Raw genomic sequence first — 17236 nt, 5'->3', positions numbered from 1 at the left:
TATTTCGCCCGGGAACTCGACCCCAAACTGCCGCGCTAGTCGAGTTCATCGATACCCATCGTGAACAGTTCGGTGTGGAGCCGATCTGTGCTGTGTTGGAAGTTTCGCCGTCCACGTATTGGGCGGCCAAGAAGCGGGAGTCGAGTCCGTCGGCTCGTGCGGTCCGAGTTCGGGTTCGCCCTCCATCTGGTGACCGTCGGCTGGCTCGGGACGTTCCTCGGTTCCTGGGACCCGTCACCCCGCTGCGGGTGCCGCCGTGGGCGCACCACCTGGCGGGGCTTGGTCGAGCGCGTGACGGCGGACGCCGCAGATCAGCAGGTAGCCGGCCATCCAGAGCTCCCCTACGGTCGCGGGGACGGTGAGAGCGTCTGCGATGCCCTGTGCGTCGGGGGCGAGGTATCCGACGAACGCGCTGAGCAGGTAGCCGATGCCGCCGCCGATGAGAATCCAGCCGAGCGGGCGGGGCATCCAGCCCGAGCGGAGCACGCACGAGCCCATGGGGATGAGCCACAGGCCGAAGAACACTGCTCCCACGCCCCACAGGTTGTCGCTGACCAGGTACAGGATCTGGACGACGGCCGCCGCGTCGCCGATCGGGGCGAGCGCGACCTGGACCGCTGTGGCGAGCAGCGCCGCGCTGGAGAGGATCGCGACCGCGTTGACGAGGCCGAAGGCGGCGATACCGCTGGCGGCAAGCGGGTGTGCGGTGCGGAACAGGCGGTAGAACCATGCTGCTGTGAGGGCTTGGGTGACGACGATGAGCAGTTCCAAGGCGACCCCGGCGCGGGCGAGCGATTCGTGGTCGACCAGGTGGGCGAGCGTCGCACCGGGGTCGTCGGCCGTGAAGAGCCGCGGCCGGATGAGCAGGAAGCCCAGTGCGCCGGTGACGGCGAGGCCGAGGTAGAGCAGCCCGGTCGTGCGGGCGGTGCGGATCAGCGCGTGCATGGCGGCTCTCCTTGAGGGCTGTGCCGGCGCGGCGGCCGCGAGAGATTGACTGCGTGCCTTACCTCGTAAGGTAACTTACGAGGTAAGGCACGACAAGGGGGTGGAAGACCGATGGCAGCGAAGGCATTCCGTGAGCCGCTCAGCCGCGAGCGCGTGCTGGCGGCGGCGGTCGTCCTGGCGGATGCGGAGGGGATCAAGGCGCTGACGATGCGCCGCCTCGCTGCCGACCTCGACGTCGAGGCCATGTCGCTCTACTACCATCTGCCGGGCAAGGAGGCCCTGCTCGACGGCGTCGTCGAGACCGTGGTCGCTGAGATCCATGACGCGGTCGGCCGCCTCGACACGACCAAACCTGACGGAGACTGGCGTACGCGGCTGCGGCAGCGGTTCCTCGCGGCGCGGGAAGTGATGCTGCGTCACCCGTGGGCGTCCGGGCTGCTGGGCTCGCGCCGGACCATCCCGGCCGGCCTTTTCGCGTACTACGACGGGATCGTGGGCACGCTGGTCGGTGCCGGGTTCTCGTACCACCTCGCGCACCGGGCGCTGCACGCGTTCGGCAGCCTGCCTCTCGGGTTCGTGCAGGAGATCTTCAGCCCGGCGTCGGCCGGGGGAAGCATGGAGGTCGACGCCACGGAAGCAGACCTGACCGCCATGGCCGAAGCCCTGCCGTACCTGACAGCGATGGTGGCGGCCGAGATCCACGACGTCACCGACCCCACGCTGGGTTGGTGCGACAGCCAGGTCGAGTTCGAGTTCACCCTCGATCTGCTCCTGGACGGGCTTGAACGCCTCCGCGGCTAGGTCAGCGAGCCACGCCAAGCCCGACGGAGACGGATCCCATGGGTCGCCTTCGGTGTCGCTGCTGCCGTACGGAAACTCCTGGAGGTACTGCTCGTCGCCGAGGCGTGGTCGGCGCCACCCGGCTATTTACCCTGCCCACCGATGCCGACCTCCAGGCCGCTGCCGCCAAACTCCCGAGCGACCGGTGAGCCGGCCGGCGTGGACCCGCAAGAGGACCCCGGGCTCTGTGCCGAGTGCGGCATCCTTGTCCTCGATGTCCCGCGTGCCCTGCGTTACGAGCGTTGGAGAGCCCCATGACGCTGTATCTGAAGCTGCCGAAGGACACTCGCATGCTGGAACACCTCAGCGCTTTGCCGGGCAGCCTCGTCTTGCCCGGTCCGCCACACGGCCTTGACGACGTCCCCCACGACAAGGCGCTCATTTGCGTACTGGACATGGAGGCCTACGATGCGGCCGGATACATCATCACCGAGACCGACTTCGCCAATTGGATCAGTTCCGCCGCCGATCGGCCATTGACCTGGCTCCTCATGGACCGCCAGGTCGCCGACGACCTTTGCCCGGAAGCGGCGGAGAGACGCCAGTCCTGGCAGTCTCACCTGAGCCTGCCAAAGAGGGCCTGACCCGATACCGGGTTGACCTGGTCAACTCCTGCACCGCGGAGAAGAACCGCGTGGAAAAGCTCTTGGAAGACGCCCAGATCAAGCTGAGCGTGGTCGCTTCCGACATCTTCGGTGTCTCTGGACGCAGCATGCTGGCCGCGCTGATCAACGGCGAACGTGACCCCAGGACGCTGGCGCAGATGGCCCGCGGGCGGATGCGTGCCAAGATCAGCACGCTGGAAGAGGCCTTCACCGGCCACTTCACCGACCGCCACGCCTTCCTGCTGACCAAGATGCTGTCCCGGATCGATGCCTACGGCGCCGACATCGCCGATCTCGACGACGCGATCGAGCAAGAGATCACCCCGTTCGCCGATGCGGCGATGCGGCTGGATGAGATCCCAGGCATCGGGCCGACCGCGGCTCATGTGATCATCTCCGAGGTCGGCCTGGACATGAGCCGCTTCCCTACCGCCAAGCACCTGGCCTCCTGGGCCCGCTTCGCCCCAGGGGTGAAGGAATCAGCCAGCAAGAAGAAGGGCAAGGGCGCCACCGGCCACGGCAACCCCTATCTGGCCCGCGTCCTCGGCGAAGCCGCCGTCGCCGCAGGCCGGACCGATACCTTCCTGGGGGAACGCTACCGGCGCATCGCCCGGCGCCGCGGCAAGAAGAAAGCCGTAGTCGCAGTCGGCCGCTCTATCCTGACCATCATCTGGCATCTGCTGTCCGACCCCGATGCCCACTTCATCGACCTTGGCGCCGACTTCTACGACAGCCGCATCGATCCTGAGCACAAGAAACGCCGCCACATCCACCAGCTCCAAGCCCTCGGCTACACGGTCACCCTCGAACTCGCCACCTGACCCACATCCCACCATCGAAAGCCCCCGCAGTGCACGACGGAGGAACGCTACCGCCTGCCCAGCGACCGTCCGATTTTCGGATCAGCTATTAGAGGTTGCCTGTCGTCGGCAGCGCGGGCCGATGGATCCAGGCGGCAAGGTCCGCCGGCGCGCATTCGGCGACTCGGGCGGCGTACCGGGGAAGCTCCTCCTCGCTGAGGACCTGCCGCCACTGGCCTGTTGATCCGCTGTGGAAGAACTGGCTGCGGTCGTGATAGAAGCCGTTGTGGCTGGCTTCGGGCGCGAGCTCGCCGGCCCGGCCCTTCATGACCGCGAACGTGGCGGCCTGAACCAGGTCCGGCCAGGCTGTCTCGGTGATGGCGATCCCGAGCCGGGCGGCTATGTAGCGCATCTGCCCTTCGAGGTCATCAAGGAGGTCCTCGTAGCGCAGCAGCACGATGTTCGGCTGGTCACGCACCTGCCAGAACGTGTCCAGATGGTGAAGCATGATCTCCAGATCGGACACGGCCTTTCCGGGCGCGGCCGGATTGACCCAGGACCAGAAGCGCTCGCGCGCGGTCCCGCTCGGCAGGGACGGAGCGGCGGCCAGCAGCTCGTCAAGGACCACGGCGCCCACGGCATCCTCCCGCAATGCGAGGGACACGGCCCGGTTGGTGTTGCTGGTATGGCTGTCCAAGGACACGGCCACATCCCGGGGGTCCCGGCTTGCGCAGAGGTAGGTGACCCGGTCGTCGAAGGGCAATCCGTCGAGGGGCGTATGGGTCTTGATGAATCGCCGGTGCGCCTGTGCCTCGAGGTCGGCCAGCACTCCGGTGAGCGGGCGCAGCAGGACGTCCAGCCACGGCGAGATCTGGTCTAGCGGCCGGTCGAATGTCGCGCTTTTGAAGATCTCCAGGGCGCAGATCATCTGCAGCCAGGTCGTGCCGCACTTCGCCGGGGTGCTGATCACGAGGTCGCCGGGACGGAACACGAACCCATCCCAGCGGGCCGAGTCCGTAAAGGAGGTCTGGTAGCGAACGCGTTCCCCCAAGCCCATGCGGGGAGACTGACAGCAACCAGATCGGGCCGTCAACCGTGCCGTGAATGACCGGGACACCCCGCTAGCGCAATGACCGGAACGCGGCGCGGACCTCGGTGGTAAACAGCGTCGGTTCCTGCGAGGCAGCGAAGTGATTGCCCCGGTCTGCTCGAACGTGCGGTTTTCCGGGCGTCTTCCGCGGCGTCGGCTCAGCATGCGTCAGCGCCTCCCGCACCAGCCGCCGGTGCACCCCGTACCTGCGAGCCAGCGCCCGGACCGACAGCCCCTCCCGCCACGAATCACGCCGGATGCGCTCGAACAGCTCAGCCTTCGTGACCGCCACCAGACCCTCCTGACGCCGCGCAGCACCACGAGGCTCCCGCGCGCAACCCGCCCGGCGGGGCCACTTCAAGCCGACATAAGGATTTCGTCACCCGCCCCAGCCCGGCCGGGGCCAGATCAAGCCGTCGTAGCCACTCACTCGCAGGGCGAGATTGAACGGCTACCTCCTCGGCCACGCGCACGCCCTGCTGCAGGATCTGCTGGAGGCGGCCGTCGAGGCCGAGGCAAGCGGCACACCGGCCACGATGGGCGATAGGGACTCGGTGATGGTGCGCCTGGGCGCGCTGTTCCAGCTCGCCTTCGACGAAGGTCTGCTCACCCTTCGGGCACCGGTCCACCGGTAGCCGCACACCTTCTGCGCATTCCCTCGCTCGCCCGGCCCGGGATCCGGATCAAGCCGTCAGCGCTGCCTGCGGGCAAGTCCCTACGGCGGCTGCCCGGGTCGGCGGGTGCGGGGGACTTGCGGGCGGCCAAGCGACGGCTACGCTCCCCGGGCCCCGGCCGGGCGGGCAGTCTCCCGGCCCGCCGGACGTCTGCGGCCTTCTTCGCGCGTGCGCGTAGGGTGTCGCGAAAGTCTCGCCTCGTTCGCGGCCTTCAGGGCCGGTGCGAGCGCGCCCTGCGCAGCGCGTCGGGCAGGGCGTCGGCGATCTCAAACAGCTTGTGCAGCGCGGTCAGCTTCAACAGGCGACGCAGGTCTCCTGGAGCGGAGGCGACCAGCAGCAGGCGGCCGCCGTCGGCCGATGCGCTGGAGCGGGCCTGCAGCAAAACGCACATGCCGGTCCACCACCACGCCGGGCGCCTGGGCGGCGCCGGTTCGCGGTCCCGCTCCGGCCCAGCACAAGCAAACCGGATACCGATTGTGCGGACGGTGATACGTTCCGCGCATGGATGCCACCGAGATCGCGGACGCGTTTCTCCAGCACTACTACACCGCCTTCGATGCGGGCCCCTCGCACCGGCTACAGCTGCAGACCTTCTACCTCCCCGGCTCGACACTGACCTGGGACGACCGGTGGCACCAGGGGACGAGCGCCATCATGGAAGCGATCAACGCCCCCAGACTGGCCGTCATCAAACACCGGCTCGACACCCGCGACGTGCAGGCCGCGGAAGACAGCGAATCCGGGTGCGGGTCTCCGGCAGCTTCGCCATCGACAACGCCTTCGACAAACCCACCCCGTTCACCGAGGTATTCACCCTCAAACCGATCTCCGGCCAGGAGAGTGGCATCTACATTCACGACCAGATCTTCCGCACCGCCACCGCCTCGCCCTGCCCCTTGGGGTGCCACCGGAATACGGCGGAAACGGGCCGCGCCGGGACGCTGGCCGGACAAAACCTGTGTACTGTCCGGTTCCTGGAGTGACGTCTGACCAGGTCAGCGCAGTGGAGCCGCCGCGGGAGCCAATCCGGCCTCACGCCGGGCACGGCCGTCCACAGCCGAAACCCCGGCTTCGACCCCCAGGACCTGACGTGCGATCTCCGGCGGACGCGGCCCGTTTCCGCCGCCTTTCGGTGGCACCCGAGGGGCTTGGCGTGCGTTCCGGTTTCATTGCAGGTCCATCCCCGAAACCGACTTCGCGTCCGTCTCACTGTTGCTGTCGGCCATGGGCCGCAAGGTCGTGCACTGCGGTGACCCGGGTGCCGGCCAGGCCGCGAAGATCTGCAACAACATGATCCTCGGCGCCTCGATGATCGCCGTCAGTGAGGCGTTCGTCCTGGGCGAGCGTCTTGGCCTGTCCCACCAGGCGCTGTTCGACGTGGTCTCGACGGCCTCCGGGCAGTGCTGGGCGCTGACCGCCAACTGCCCGGTCCCCGGACCCGTCCCGGCCGGCCCCGCCAACCGCGACTACCGGCCGGGATTCGCCGCCGCCCTCATGACCAAGGACCTCGGGCTGGCCGCCGACGCCGCCCGCTCCAGCGGGGTGGCCGCCGAGCTCGGCCGGCGCGCGGCCGATCTGTACGCCGCCACCGCACTCGACCTCGACCCCGGCGTCGGCTGCATCGTCGTCACCGGCTCCGAACGGGCCTTCGCCGCCGGGGCCGAGATCAAGGAGATGAGGCGGAAAGTGCGCGTGCACCGGTTCTCACCGAATCGGAATCCGATCTACCGGCGCACGGCGGTCCACAGGCGACGACCCTACAGCGGCCCCGCAGAAGGTATGTACGGCAAGGGCGTGGAGCGGGTGTTGGCGTCGGCCGGTGACGGAGCCGGGCAGAAGCGGTCCCGCCCGGGCAGTGCCCCGGTGGCGAGGAAGGAGTTCATCGCCTCGTCGGCGCAGCTGCCCAACCCGGCGACGCCGTGACCGCCCTGGTCGACCGTGATCATGACGGCCCGCCGGCCGAGCACGGCGCGCAGGCCGCGCGCGCTCGCCAGAGACGTGGAGGGGTCGCGAGTGTTCTGCAGGATCAGCACGTTGCGCGGTCCGTGACCGGTGACCGTCACCGGCGGCTCCACCGGCCGGGTGCGCCAGGCCGCGCACGGCCAGAGGTTCGAGGGCATGCCCGCCGTCGCCGGCCATGCCCGCCGGTCGGCCGCGACCTGCCGGGCGTGCAACGCCACGCTGCGCGGCCAGGCCGCGTCATCGCAGAACACCGCGTAGAGCGCGGCGATGCGGTTGTCCGCCGGTGTCTGCGCCGTCCCGCCACCGACGGCGCCACCGGCGGCCCCAGTGGCGGAGATCAGCCGATTCAGCCGAGCCAGGACGGCGGGGTCCACGGGGTCCGCGGTGTTCACGGTGGGTCCTGAGACGGCGGCCGCGATCTCCTGCCAGAGCTCGGCTATGAGCGGGAAGAAGCCGTCGAAGTAAAGCCCCACCCGGGTGCCCTCGCGCAGGGCGTTGCCGTCGAACACGGGGCCGCCCGGGATCGGCAGGGGCTGCCGGTCGAGGGCCGCGATCAGCCGGTCGTAGGTGCGCCGCACCTCCTCCGGTGTCGCGCCGAGGTGGTAGACGGCGTCCCGCTCGGCTGAGAAGGTGAGCAGGTCGGGCAGGCGCGTCGCGACCGCCTGGTTCCAGCCCCGCAACATGTCCCGCCACACCAGGCCCGGATCGACGGCGCTGTCCAGCACGATCCGGTCACCGCGTCCCGGAAACAGCGACAGGTAGACGGCTCCCAGGTAGGTGCCGTAGGAGAGGCCGAAGTAGGACAGTCTCGGCTCACCGAGCGCGGCCCGGATGCGGTCCATGTCCCGGGCCGTGTTGGCCGTGGTGATGAACGGAAGCAGGTCGCCGGAGTGCTCGGCGCACGCGGCCGCGGTGTCCCGCGCGAAGGCGATGTTGCGCTCGATGCCGCCGTCCGGCGCCGGGTAGGGCAGCCGCAGTGTGAACAACCTCGTGGGATCGAGGCCGCAGGTGACCGGGGTGCTGTGGCCGACCCCTCGCGGATCGAAGCCGATCAGGTCGTACCGATCCAGGACCTCCGACGACAGAACGACGGCCAGCCGGCTGGGCAGATCCAGGCCGCTATCGCCAGGGCCGCCCGGGTTGGACAGCAGGATCCCGCGACGCGCCCCAGGGCGCGCCGTGCCGATCCGGGAGATCGCGATCTCGATGCTCCGCCCGCGCGGGGCGCGATAGTCCAGCGGCACCCGCAAGGTCGCGCACCGCTGGCGCGGGTCACGCGAGGGGCCGTCGGGCGCCGCCGGCGGGCATTCGCCCCAGACCGGAGTCGTCTGCCCGGCTTGGGCCACCGCCGGCTCCGGGGTGCCGATCCGGGCCCCGGCCGACGTGGGCGCGCCCGCCGTCACGGTGGCCGCTGTCGCCGTGGCGATGAACAATGTCAGGATTGATCGCAGACTTAATCGCACTGATACCTCTTTCCGAAAGGAACAGATGTTTTCTCGATTGCCATGAAATGGGCGCCGCCGTGTACGCGAGCCTCTTCGCTTGATCACGCGGAGAAACAGGGGCCGCGGTTCACGGTGGGGAGTCGGGCAGGCGGGCACCGCTGGTGACGCCCTCCGTCCAGCGATGCAGGCCGAAGCGGGCGGAGACGCCGGCAGCCGATGCGGCGGCTCGGACGCCGCCTGATCGGCCGCTACGCCGGCGACGTGCGCCCGGCGACGTGACCCCGTGGCCGGGTCTCGGATGACGAGGCAGGCGCCGCCGCGCCGGACGTCAGAGCCGCCTGGACGATGCGGATCGCCTCGGCCGGGTCGATGCCGACGCTGGCGATCACGGCCGCGTAGTCGGCGGCGGCCCGGCGGGCCCGCTCCCGGCCCTCCTCGCCGGCGGCCGACACGAACGAGCCCGCCCGCCCGCGCGTCTCGATCAGCCCCGCCTCCTCCAGCTCCCGATAGGCCCGGCCCACCGTGTTGGCGGCCAGACCGAGGTCGGCCGCAAGATGACGGATGGTCGGCAGCCGGGCGCCCACGGCCAGCGTGCGATCCTGGATCTGCCGGGCGAGCTGGGCCCGCAGCTGCTCGAACGGCGGCACCGGCGAGGCCGCGTCGATGACGATCATCGAAGGCTCATGGCCCGCCGGGCCATCGTCGCGCTCGGCGGCGTCTTGACACGGAGCGCGATGTACGCGACCGTGCACAGGATCAGGTAGGCGACCGCGGCGGCGCTCCACCAGCCGGGCGCGGTGCCGAACATCAGCACCATGGGCAGCGACCACTGCACGTTCGGCGTGGTGAGTTCGCGGGCGTCCTCGACGCGCATGATGACGTCGGCGGTCAGCGACTCCTCGTCCTGCGCCACGACCGGGTGCCTGAGCAGGTGGCGCAGCTGCAGGGCGGTGATGGCCGTCACGCCGAGCAGGGCGATCAGCAGGATGACGGCCAGTTGCCGCACGGTGGGGTCGGGAACGGTCAGGGCGCTTGCGGCCAGCGCCATCGCGCCGGCGGACGTGGCGGCCACGAAGGCGGCGTACGGCCGGCCGAGCACGGCCCGCCAGCCGGGCTGGATCAGGTGGGCGGCCCTGCGCGACAGCGTCGCGCCCGCCTGCTGGTCGACGCGTCGCACCCACCGCTCGAGCAGCGATTGGGCCAGCAGCAGCCCGGCCCCCAGCGCGGTCAGGGCCAGTAGCGGCAGCGGGCGATGCGGCGGGGCGTCGCCGAAGGCGGAGGTGGCGGTGAGCGCGCTGGCGAGGACCAGCACGGCCGGGATGATCTGAGCGGCGAGGCGGGCGTGTCTGCGGACCGCGAGCCGGTTGGCCAGCAGCGGGGTCGGGCGGGCGCCGTCCAGGTCGTGGCGGGCCAGCCACTCGCCCGCCAGACGCAGATCGGTCGCACGCGCCGGCGGGCCGGCGTCCGGTAGCGGTGCATGGGTCACAGCGCCTCCTTTGTCGCAAGCTTTGTAGCAACATAGTGCGTCATAGCTTGCGACAAAGTCAACGCCCCGACCATTGCGAGATCCCTGCCGGCCAGGCGTCCGTCGACATCGGAACGGTGGACGGCGGCAGCTCCACCCGCGCCGGCCAGAGCGAGCACATGCGGTGGGAGGTGTCGGCGGCCTCAGCGGCGCCCGGCGACGCGGTCACCTTCACCGCCACCATCACCAACCCCGAAGGTGAGGACATGGGCGCGTTCACCTACCTGTCCCCGGCAAGCCCGATCTTCGCCCCCGTCGGTTCGTCGGCCTGCACCATCACCGACGGCCCCGCAGGTGTAAGCCGGGCAGTTACTGCTGGCCTGTGCTGGCGCCGCTAGCGTGGATCGGCGAGGGCGCCGGCTGGTGGCCGGTTTCGGGGCGGACCTGGTTCGCCTTGGCTGATGTCCGGTACTGGCCTGGGGAGTGGCCGACGGTCCGCTTGAATGCTCGCGCGAAAGCGAATTCGGAGTCGTAGCCGACTCGCCGCGCGACCTCCCGCAGTGGCGCCTGTTCCTCACGCAGCAGGCGGGATGCGACTGTCATCCGCCAGGAGGTGACGTAGGCCATGGGTGCCTGGCCGGTGAGCGTGGTGAAGCGACGGCTGAATGTGGCGCGCGGGACCCTGACGGCACGGGCGAGTGACGGCACGGTCCAGGGATTGGCCGGGTCACGGTGGATCAGTGCCAGCGCGCCTCCGACGACGGGATCGTAGAGCGCTGCGACCCAGCCTGGGCATTCCTTGTGCTGCTCGGCGATCCAGGCGCGCAGGATGTAGACGAACAGCAGGTCAAGCAGGGATGCGACGACCGCCGCGGCGCCGGGGCCGGAACGCTCCACTTCGGCCGAGAGCAGGTCGAGGGCGGCGGGCAGGCCGGTGCCCCGGGCCTGCCCGGCGGCGATGTGGACGATGGGTGGCAGCACGGCGGTGATCGGGTGTCTGGGGCTGGAGTCCAGCAGGAACGCGCCGCACAGCAGCCCGGTCAGCGGGCCGTCCCCGTCGATGACCAGATCTGTCGGTGTCGCCTGCCCGAGTGGGCCTCCGATCAGTTCCTCCACCGGCCGTACCGGCCGGCCGGGTCTGTCGACGAGCGCGTGCGCCAGCCCGGAGGGCACCAGGACCACGTCGGCGCGGGTGAGGTGGATGGGTTCGCCGCCGTACGGGATCAGCCAGCACGCTCCAGCGGTGACGACGTGGACACTGGCCATCGCGCCCGCCGGGAAGCTGATACCCCACGGAGCGTGGAAGCGGTTGCGGCCGTAGACGGTGCTGCCGCGCCGGGTGATGGCCACGACGTCCGCCACGATGTCAGCGACAACGTCTCCCGGCCAGGCGGGAGCGGGTGGCGGGGCAGGTGCGTGTGCGGTCATGCCATTCACCGTAGCGGTTGAGCTAACTGGATATGGTTTCGTTCGGGACTGTCATTGATGCGCTCAGTAGTGGGTCATACGGTCGAGTCGTCCACCAGCACCACTCACCGGAGGATCGGATGAACTCGACCGTCCTGGTCACCGGCGCCACCGGCAAGACCGGCCGCCGCCTCGTACCCCAACTCGCCGCACGAGGCGTCACCGTGCGTACGGCCAGCCGCAACCCCGCACCGGCGGATGCCCACGTCGAACCAGTGCACTTCGACTGGTCCGACGAAAGTACCTATGCAGCCGCGCTGAAGGAGGTGGACGCGGTCTACGTCGTCACCGCGAACCTCTCCGGTATCACCACCCACCAATCCCAGCAGGTCGCGTCCCTCCTCGACGCCGCGGCGGTGGCCGGAGCACGGCGAGTCGTGCTGCTGTCAGCCTTCGGCGTGGACCAGGCGCCCGCAGAGGACCCCTTGCGTCGCATCGAGCGTGTCGTCGAGGAGGCCGGGATGCCGAGCACCATCCTGCGGCCGGGCACGTTCATGCAGAACTTCTCCGAAAAGCACTGGTCCAACCTCGACGCGACCATCCGGGAACGTGACGAGATCGCCATGCCGGGTGGGGATGGATTGGTGAGCTACGTGTCGACCCACGACATCGCGGCGGTGGCTGCCGTGGCGCTGACCGAGGACGGCCACGACGGCAAGGCGTACTCGCTGACAGGACGCGAGGCACTCACGCTCGCGGAGGTGGCCCACCACATCTCGGTCGCTGCCGGTCGGCAGGTGCGCTACGTGGAGTCCGGCCCTCAGACGATCCGCGACGCTCTCCTCGCCACCGGTATGCCGACCGACCAGGCCGAGTACGTGACCCAGTTGTTTGTCGCAGCCATGACCACCGGCGCGTTCGGCGTGGTCACCGACGACATAGCCGCCGTCACCGGCCGACCCGCGACCACCTTCGCCGAGTACGCGGCGGGCGCCGCCGACGCATGGCGCCGCCCCACCACCAACCACGTGAGCGCGACGTGATCGCGCCCGACTCCCCTCGTGCCGCGCTCATCACGGGCGGCACGACCGGTATCGGCCTTGCCACGGCCCGCGTGCTGCACGAACAGGGATTCGCGGTACTCGTCACCGGCCGGAATCCGGACACCCTGGCTGCCGCCCGACGCACGCTGCCCGACGACATCGTTGTGTTCCGCGCCGATGCACGCTCGATCGCCGACGCTGAGCAGGTCGCAGCCGAACTCCGGCAGCGGTTCGGCAAGGTTGACGTCGCCTTCCTCAACGCCGGTGTCGTGCGGTTCACGCCCCTGGACGCCCTCGATGAGCAAACCTACGACGAGCACTTCGACATCAACGTCAAGGGCCAACTCTTCACGTTGCAGAAGATCCTGCCATTGCTCCGGAACAGTAGCTCGGTGATCTTCACCAGCTCGGTCATGGCCGACAAGGGCAGCCCCAATCTGTCGGTTTACAGCGCGACCAAAGGCGCGCAGTTGTCCCTGGTCCGTTCGCTCGCCGTCGACCTCGCGCCCCGCGGGATCCGCGTCAACGCGGTAAGCCCAGGCCCGATCGAAACCCCCGCCCACAACAAGCTCGACCTTTCTGCCGACGCGCTCAGCACCTTCAAGAACACCCTGGCCGCCACACTGCCCCTCGGGCGGTTCGGCTCCGACGACGAGGTCGCACATCTGGTCGCCTTCCTCGCCTCCCCAGCAGCCAGCTACATCACCGGAACCAACATGGTCGTCGACGGAGGCCTGGCCGTGACCTGAACCGATTGCGCGGTGAGACCCTCCAATGGCAGCTCAGGTATGAGGACACGCAGTTGCACATGGTGCTGGGACTCGTGGTGCTCATGGCTGCCGATGGTCACGCAGCCACGGAAACGAAAATTCGATGAGAAATCCAGACGCAAAGTCGATGAGAATAGCGCACAAAACACCTGGACGCGGCAGAGTTCGACGATATTTTGCATGAGAACCTGCAATCGCGGCGTAAACGGTTCGGGTTCGCCCATGCCCGCGCCGACCTTGGCGGCGAAGGGTTGGCCGTAGGGATCGACCAGCACGATCCGCTGGGTGAACAATGGCGGCGACACGGTGTCGAGGGCGATGATGTTGTGGTCGCTGGCCAGCTCGAAGAGCGTGTTCATCACCTCGCGGCTGGTGGTGCGGTCCGGATCGGTCTCGACCGACAGGCCCTCGACCCGGATCTCCAGCAGCCGGTGCTGGGGCAGCACGGTGATACGGGTGCGGACGTGGTCGGGAAGACCGCCGTCCTCGCCTAGCTCGGCGATGTCGGCGGACAGTGCCACAGCGATCGCCTCCAACCGGTAGCCACGTTCGATCTCTACCCGCGCACCCCACACAACCTGCAGGTCCGCCGGGACGTCAGGCTCAACCATGACGAGTCCTTCGTGAGTGAACGCCGTCGGACCGCCCACCCACGGTCGGGCGGTCCGACAAGGCGTTTGTGACTCGGGAGTGATGTCGGGTGGTGGGTGGACTACCGGTCCCGCCGGGTGCGGAGGTCGGCGCGCAGGTCGGCCAGCGAGCGACCGTCGGCGGTGCGTCGCCACGCACTCCAGCCGTGATGGTGCTTGCCGCTCAGCGCGGTCGCGGCGGCCGACGGCGTGGCGAAGACCCGCTCACCGTCAGCGAGCAGGAAGGTGCCGTCGATCCGCAGTCGGGCGGTGTGGCGTACCTCGCCCGCGCAGCGCTCCCACACGAGTTCCTCGCCGTAGGTCACCAGGTCGGCCGCCATCAGGTCGCTCAGGACCGTGCCCGCCCAGCGCAACGGCGAGGATCCGGGGCGCTCGGAGGTCAGCACCGCCTCCCGGCTGAGCGTCTCGGCGGCGTCGATGTAGAGGTGCATCGCGGCGGCGACCGTGGGGGCGAGGGTCCACGGCCAGCGCTCGTCCAACCCCGTCCAGCGCCCGACGGGCATCCATCGGCCTCGGTAGGCCAGCTGCACCTCTAGGGCCTGTACGGAGTTGAGATCAGAGGGGCCGCAGCGGCGAGGCTCAGCCATCTGGCGATGCGAATCGCCGCCACGTCCGTGTCCTCGCAGGAGGCGGTTTCGGGGGTGTCGCCGCGCTGAAGTCGCCAGGAATACGTTCCGCGCGGTTCGATAGAAACGGGCCGCGGGCCTGATCGCTGATCGTTAGGATCTTGGCGTTCTGGCTGCTTAGTGGTGGTTCCTGGGGGTTTGGGTGGCGTCGATCGATCGGACGGCGTACCCGAGGTTCACCCGGGCGATATCGGTGCGGGAACTGGCGGAGGTGTTCACCCCGTCGGCTGGTGAGATCGAGTGGGCGCGCGGCAAGACCCAGGACGACCAGCACTTCCTGGCGTTGCTGGTGTGGCTGAAGGCCTACCAGCGGCTGGGGTACTTCCCGAAACTGGCCGACGTCCCGGCGACGGTGGCCGAGCACATCCGAGGCGCGGTCGGGTTGCCCGAAGGCCTGGTGCCGGCCGATGCCGCGGAGCGCTCCGCCAAGCGGCACCGCAGTTTCGTGCGCCAGCGCATGGGCGTGGTCTACGACGCGGCCGGGGTACGGGCGGTGGCGGCCGAGGCGATCCGCAAGGCGGCCCAGGCCAAGGACAACCCGGCCGACCTGATCAACGTGGCGTTGGAGGAGCTGGTCCGAAAACGGTGCGAGCTGCCCGGCTACACGACGCTGGATGAGCTGACCAAGAAGATCCGCACCGAAGTTAACCGGGGGTTCTTCACGCTGGTCGCGGGCCGTATCGACGCGGCCGCCCGGGCGAGGCTGGGCCGGTTGCTGGTGGTCGACCCCATCACCCGGCGCAGCGCCTACGACGGGCTGAAGGACGTGGCGCAAGCGGCCTCCCCGGGCAAGTTCAAGGGCCGCCTGGCGTTCTTGCGGGACCTGGACGCCCTGGGGACGACCGAGGTATGGCTGCAAGGCGTCCCGCCGGGGAAGATCTCGCACTTCGCGGGTGAGGCACGGGTGACCGACGTGGCCGACCTGCGCAAAGTGCTCGATGAGGACAAGCGCCTGACGCTGATCGCCAGCCTGCTGCACACGGTGCGGACCGGGGTCCGCGACGACGTGGTGACGATGTTCTGCAAGCGGATGGCGGCGATCCACAAGAAGGGCCGCGACCAGCTGGAGACGCTGCGGGAGATCCACCGCGCCGAGTCCGAGCGGCTGCTGGGCGTGTTCGGCGACGTCCTGGACGGCGTCCGTGAAGCCCTGGGCCCCGAACAGCAGCAGGCCAACGGCCACAGCGGCGACGCCTCGGGCCAGGAGGTGGTGGCCGAGCGGGCGGGCCGGCTGGTGTTCAAGGCCCTGGAGCAAGCCGGTGGCCTGGAGGCGCTGGCGGCCGCGCACGAGGCGGTCTCGGCCCATCACGGCAACAACTACCTGCCGCTGTTGGAGGCGCACTACCGCTCGCACCGCTCGGCGCTGTTCACCCTGGTGGAGTCGATCGAGCTGGAGTCGACCAACGCCGATCGCAGCGTCTTGGACGCGGTGGAGTACCTGCACGCCCAGCGCGGCGCCCGCGGCGCGTTCGTCCCCGAGCAGGTGAGCGCGGAGCGGACCGGCCCGGACGGCGATCCGGTGACGGTGTGGCTGTCGGTCGATGTGGACGCCTTCGCCTCGGCGATGTGGCGCAAGATCCTCAAAGATCCGGACCGGCCCGGCATGCTGGTGCGCCGCCACCTGGAGGTGTGCGTGTTCTCCTACCTGGCCGCCGAGCTGCGCTCAGGCGACATCGCGGTGGCCGGATCGGACTCTTACGCCAACCCGCACACCCAGTTGATGTCCTGGCAGGAGTGCGCGCCGCTGGCCGAGACGTTCTGCGCCGAGGCCGACCTGCCGGCCGACCCGGCCGAGCTGACCGGCCACTACCGGCGGCTGCTGGCCGAGATCGCCGCCGAGATTGCCCTGGCCGCCAACAAGCACGCCACTGGCGAGAAGGTCAGCAAAGCCTCCACGACCGTGGTCAACGGCTTCAACCGGCTCGACATCACCTCGATGTGGGGCGACGGCAAGACCGTGGCCGCCGACGGCTCCCAGGTCGAAACCTGGGAGAACAACCTGCTGGCCGAGTCCCACATCCGCTACGGCGGCTACGGCGGGCTGGCCTACCGGCACATCTCCAACACCTACGTCGCGCTGTTTTCCCACTTCATCCCGTGCGGGGTGTGGGAGGCGGTCTACATCATCGAGGGCCTGCTGCGCAACGCCTCGGAGATCCAGCCCGACACCATCCACGCCGATACCCAGGGCCAGTCACTGCCGGTCTTCGGCCTGGCCGCGTTGCTGGGCTTCGACCTGCTGCCGCGCATCCGCAACTGGCACGACCTGATCTTCTACCGGCCCGATCCGGAGGCCCGCTATGCCCACATCGACTCGCTGTTCGGCGACGAGGTGATCGACTGGCGGCTGATCGAAACCCACTGGACGGATCTGCTGCGCACCGCGATCTCCATCCGCGAGAACCGGATCTCCTCGGTCACCCTGCTGCGCAGGTTGGGCAACCACTCGCGCAAGAACCGCCTGTATCGGGCCTTTCGCGAGCTCGGCCGCGCGGTGCGCACCATCACGCTGCTGCGCTACCTGTCCGACCCCGACCTGCGCGAGCAGATCACGGCGATCACCAACCGCAACGAGGCCTTCCACGGGTTCGCCGACTGGCTGATGTTCGGCGGCAAGCTCATCCCGCACAACGACCCCGACTACCAGGAAAAAATCATCAAGTTCAACGAGCTGCTCGCCAACTGCGTGATCTACTCCACCGCCTGCGACATCACCGACGCTGCCAACGCCATCGCCGCCGAGGGCCACCCCATCGACCCCGACGACCTGGCCACCATCTCCCCCTACATCACTCACACCATCCGCCGGTTCGGCAACTGGACCCTCAACCTCACCCCGCCCGCCGCCGCCCCCACCACCCGGCTCGATCTCGAACCCCGCGTCCTGTTCGCCCCCTGACGCCCGCCGCCCGCC

At 69.3% G+C, this 17236-nt stretch carries 19 protein-coding genes and 3 pseudogenes; 12 read left to right on the top strand and 10 right to left on the bottom strand.

From position 1 onward, the window contains the following. Window positions 1-137, top strand: a pseudogene (locus AB0395_RS34065) (IS3 family transposase); the annotation flags it as partial. A gap of 97 nt (window positions 138-234) precedes the next feature. Here the strand turns inward: AB0395_RS34065 and AB0395_RS34060 are convergent. Next, on the bottom strand, window positions 235-945 hold the full coding sequence (locus AB0395_RS34060; protein ID WP_366288117.1) for a DUF4386 domain-containing protein: 711 nt from the start codon (window positions 943-945) through the stop codon (window positions 235-237). Between the two features lie 111 nt (window positions 946-1056). Here AB0395_RS34060 and AB0395_RS34055 point away from each other — a divergent pair, with 111 nt between their 5' ends. The 3 genes from AB0395_RS34055 (at window position 1057) to AB0395_RS34045 (ending at window position 3211) form a co-directional block, all read left to right on the top strand. Then, window positions 1057-1746 carry a TetR/AcrR family transcriptional regulator C-terminal domain-containing protein gene (locus tag AB0395_RS34055; protein ID WP_366288116.1) on the top strand — a complete coding sequence of 230 codons (690 nt, stop codon included), beginning with the start codon at window positions 1057-1059 and terminating at the stop codon, window positions 1744-1746. A gap of 293 nt (window positions 1747-2039) precedes the next feature. Beyond that, a complete protein-coding gene (locus AB0395_RS34050) occupies window positions 2040-2369 on the top strand; it encodes a hypothetical protein (protein ID WP_366288115.1) in 330 nt (109 codons plus the stop codon). A gap of 50 nt (window positions 2370-2419) precedes the next feature. Beyond that, window positions 2420-3211, top strand: coding sequence for a transposase (locus tag AB0395_RS34045; RefSeq protein WP_366288114.1), 792 nt, complete (start codon window positions 2420-2422; stop codon window positions 3209-3211). 88 nt (window positions 3212-3299) lie between these two features. Here the strand turns inward: AB0395_RS34045 and AB0395_RS34040 are convergent, their stop codons facing one another. Both AB0395_RS34040 and AB0395_RS34035 read right to left on the bottom strand, forming a co-directional pair. Further along, complete coding sequence (locus AB0395_RS34040) at window positions 3300-4247, bottom strand: sulfotransferase domain-containing protein (protein WP_366288113.1); 948 nt, start codon at window positions 4245-4247, stop codon at window positions 3300-3302. A 64-nt stretch (window positions 4248-4311) separates the two neighbouring features. Next, window positions 4312-4572, bottom strand: coding sequence for a hypothetical protein (locus tag AB0395_RS34035; RefSeq protein ID WP_366288120.1), 261 nt, complete (start codon window positions 4570-4572; stop codon window positions 4312-4314). A 151-nt stretch (window positions 4573-4723) separates the two neighbouring features. Between AB0395_RS34035 and AB0395_RS34030 the strand changes: the two genes are divergently transcribed. Beyond that, entirely contained in the window at window positions 4724-4915 is a 192-nt protein-coding gene (locus AB0395_RS34030) for a hypothetical protein (RefSeq protein ID WP_366288112.1), read from the top strand. 250 nt (window positions 4916-5165) lie between these two features. Here AB0395_RS34030 and AB0395_RS34025 read toward each other — a convergent pair whose 3' ends face one another. Then, a complete protein-coding gene (locus tag AB0395_RS34025) occupies window positions 5166-5345 on the bottom strand; it encodes a hypothetical protein (RefSeq protein ID WP_366288111.1) in 180 nt (59 codons plus the stop codon). Window positions 5346-5455: 110 nt separating this feature from the next. Here AB0395_RS34025 and AB0395_RS34020 point away from each other — a divergent pair. The 3 genes and pseudogenes from AB0395_RS34020 to AB0395_RS34010 all read left to right on the top strand — a co-directional run. Further along, window positions 5456-5671, top strand: a pseudogene (locus tag AB0395_RS34020) (ketosteroid isomerase family protein); the annotation flags it as partial. 26 nt (window positions 5672-5697) lie between these two features. Next, on the top strand, window positions 5698-5937 hold the full coding sequence (locus AB0395_RS34015; protein WP_366288119.1) for a hypothetical protein: 240 nt from the start codon (window positions 5698-5700) through the stop codon (window positions 5935-5937). A gap of 241 nt (window positions 5938-6178) precedes the next feature. Continuing rightward, a pseudogene (locus AB0395_RS34010) lies at window positions 6179-6538 on the top strand (NAD-binding protein); the annotation flags it as partial. A gap of 173 nt (window positions 6539-6711) precedes the next feature. Here AB0395_RS34010 and AB0395_RS34005 read toward each other — a convergent pair. The 3 genes from AB0395_RS34005 to AB0395_RS33995 all read right to left on the bottom strand — a co-directional run bounded on the left by AB0395_RS34005 (window position 6712) and on the right by AB0395_RS33995 (window position 9847). Then, window positions 6712-8379 (bottom strand): alpha/beta hydrolase, encoded by a 1668-nt coding sequence (locus tag AB0395_RS34005; protein ID WP_366288110.1) that lies wholly within the window; start codon window positions 8377-8379, stop codon window positions 6712-6714. A gap of 230 nt (window positions 8380-8609) precedes the next feature. Next, window positions 8610-9035, bottom strand: coding sequence for a GntR family transcriptional regulator (locus AB0395_RS34000; protein ID WP_366288109.1), 426 nt, complete (start codon window positions 9033-9035; stop codon window positions 8610-8612). Next, window positions 9032-9847 (bottom strand): hypothetical protein, encoded by an 816-nt coding sequence (locus AB0395_RS33995; protein WP_366288108.1) that lies wholly within the window; start codon window positions 9845-9847, stop codon window positions 9032-9034. The genes AB0395_RS34000 and AB0395_RS33995 overlap by 4 nt, the downstream gene beginning before the upstream one ends. 116 nt (window positions 9848-9963) lie before the next feature. Here AB0395_RS33995 and AB0395_RS33990 point away from each other — a divergent pair, with 116 nt between their 5' ends. Then, window positions 9964-10224 (top strand): hypothetical protein, encoded by a 261-nt coding sequence (locus tag AB0395_RS33990; RefSeq protein ID WP_366288107.1) that lies wholly within the window; start codon window positions 9964-9966, stop codon window positions 10222-10224. On the opposite strand, the gene AB0395_RS33985 is transcribed toward AB0395_RS33990, so the two are convergent. Continuing rightward, complete coding sequence (locus AB0395_RS33985) at window positions 10196-11254, bottom strand: AraC family transcriptional regulator (protein ID WP_366288106.1); 1059 nt, start codon at window positions 11252-11254, stop codon at window positions 10196-10198. The two genes, AB0395_RS33990 and AB0395_RS33985, sit on opposite strands and share 29 nt — an antisense overlap. A 119-nt stretch (window positions 11255-11373) precedes the next feature. Between AB0395_RS33985 and AB0395_RS33980 the strand changes: the two genes are divergently transcribed. Continuing rightward, window positions 11374-12276: an NmrA family NAD(P)-binding protein gene (locus AB0395_RS33980; protein WP_366288105.1), complete on the top strand. Its 903-nt coding sequence runs from the start codon at window positions 11374-11376 to the stop codon at window positions 12274-12276. Then, on the top strand, window positions 12273-13025 hold the full coding sequence (locus AB0395_RS33975; RefSeq protein WP_277309114.1) for an SDR family oxidoreductase: 753 nt from the start codon (window positions 12273-12275) through the stop codon (window positions 13023-13025). The genes AB0395_RS33980 and AB0395_RS33975 overlap by 4 nt, the downstream gene beginning before the upstream one ends. Here AB0395_RS33975 and AB0395_RS33970 read toward each other — a convergent pair. After that, window positions 12974-13657, bottom strand: a complete 684-nt coding sequence (locus tag AB0395_RS33970) for a hypothetical protein (protein ID WP_366288104.1) — start codon at window positions 13655-13657, stop codon at window positions 12974-12976. The genes AB0395_RS33975 and AB0395_RS33970 overlap by 52 nt on opposite strands. 101 nt (window positions 13658-13758) lie before the next feature. Then, a complete protein-coding gene (locus AB0395_RS33965) occupies window positions 13759-14283 on the bottom strand; it encodes a hypothetical protein (RefSeq protein ID WP_366288103.1) in 525 nt (174 codons plus the stop codon). Between the two features lie 181 nt (window positions 14284-14464). Between AB0395_RS33965 and AB0395_RS33960 the strand changes: the two genes are divergently transcribed. Continuing rightward, on the top strand, window positions 14465-17221 hold the full coding sequence (locus AB0395_RS33960) for a Tn3 family transposase (RefSeq protein ID WP_366288102.1): 2757 nt from the start codon (window positions 14465-14467) through the stop codon (window positions 17219-17221). The last annotated feature ends 15 nt before the right edge of the window (window positions 17222-17236 follow it).

The organism is Streptosporangium sp. NPDC051023 (assembly GCF_040689595.1).
GTDB lineage: Bacteria > Actinomycetota > Actinomycetes > Streptosporangiales > Streptosporangiaceae > Streptosporangium.
The sequence above is the reverse complement of the archived record's forward strand: the minus strand, read 5'-3'. Positions and strand labels throughout refer to the sequence as shown.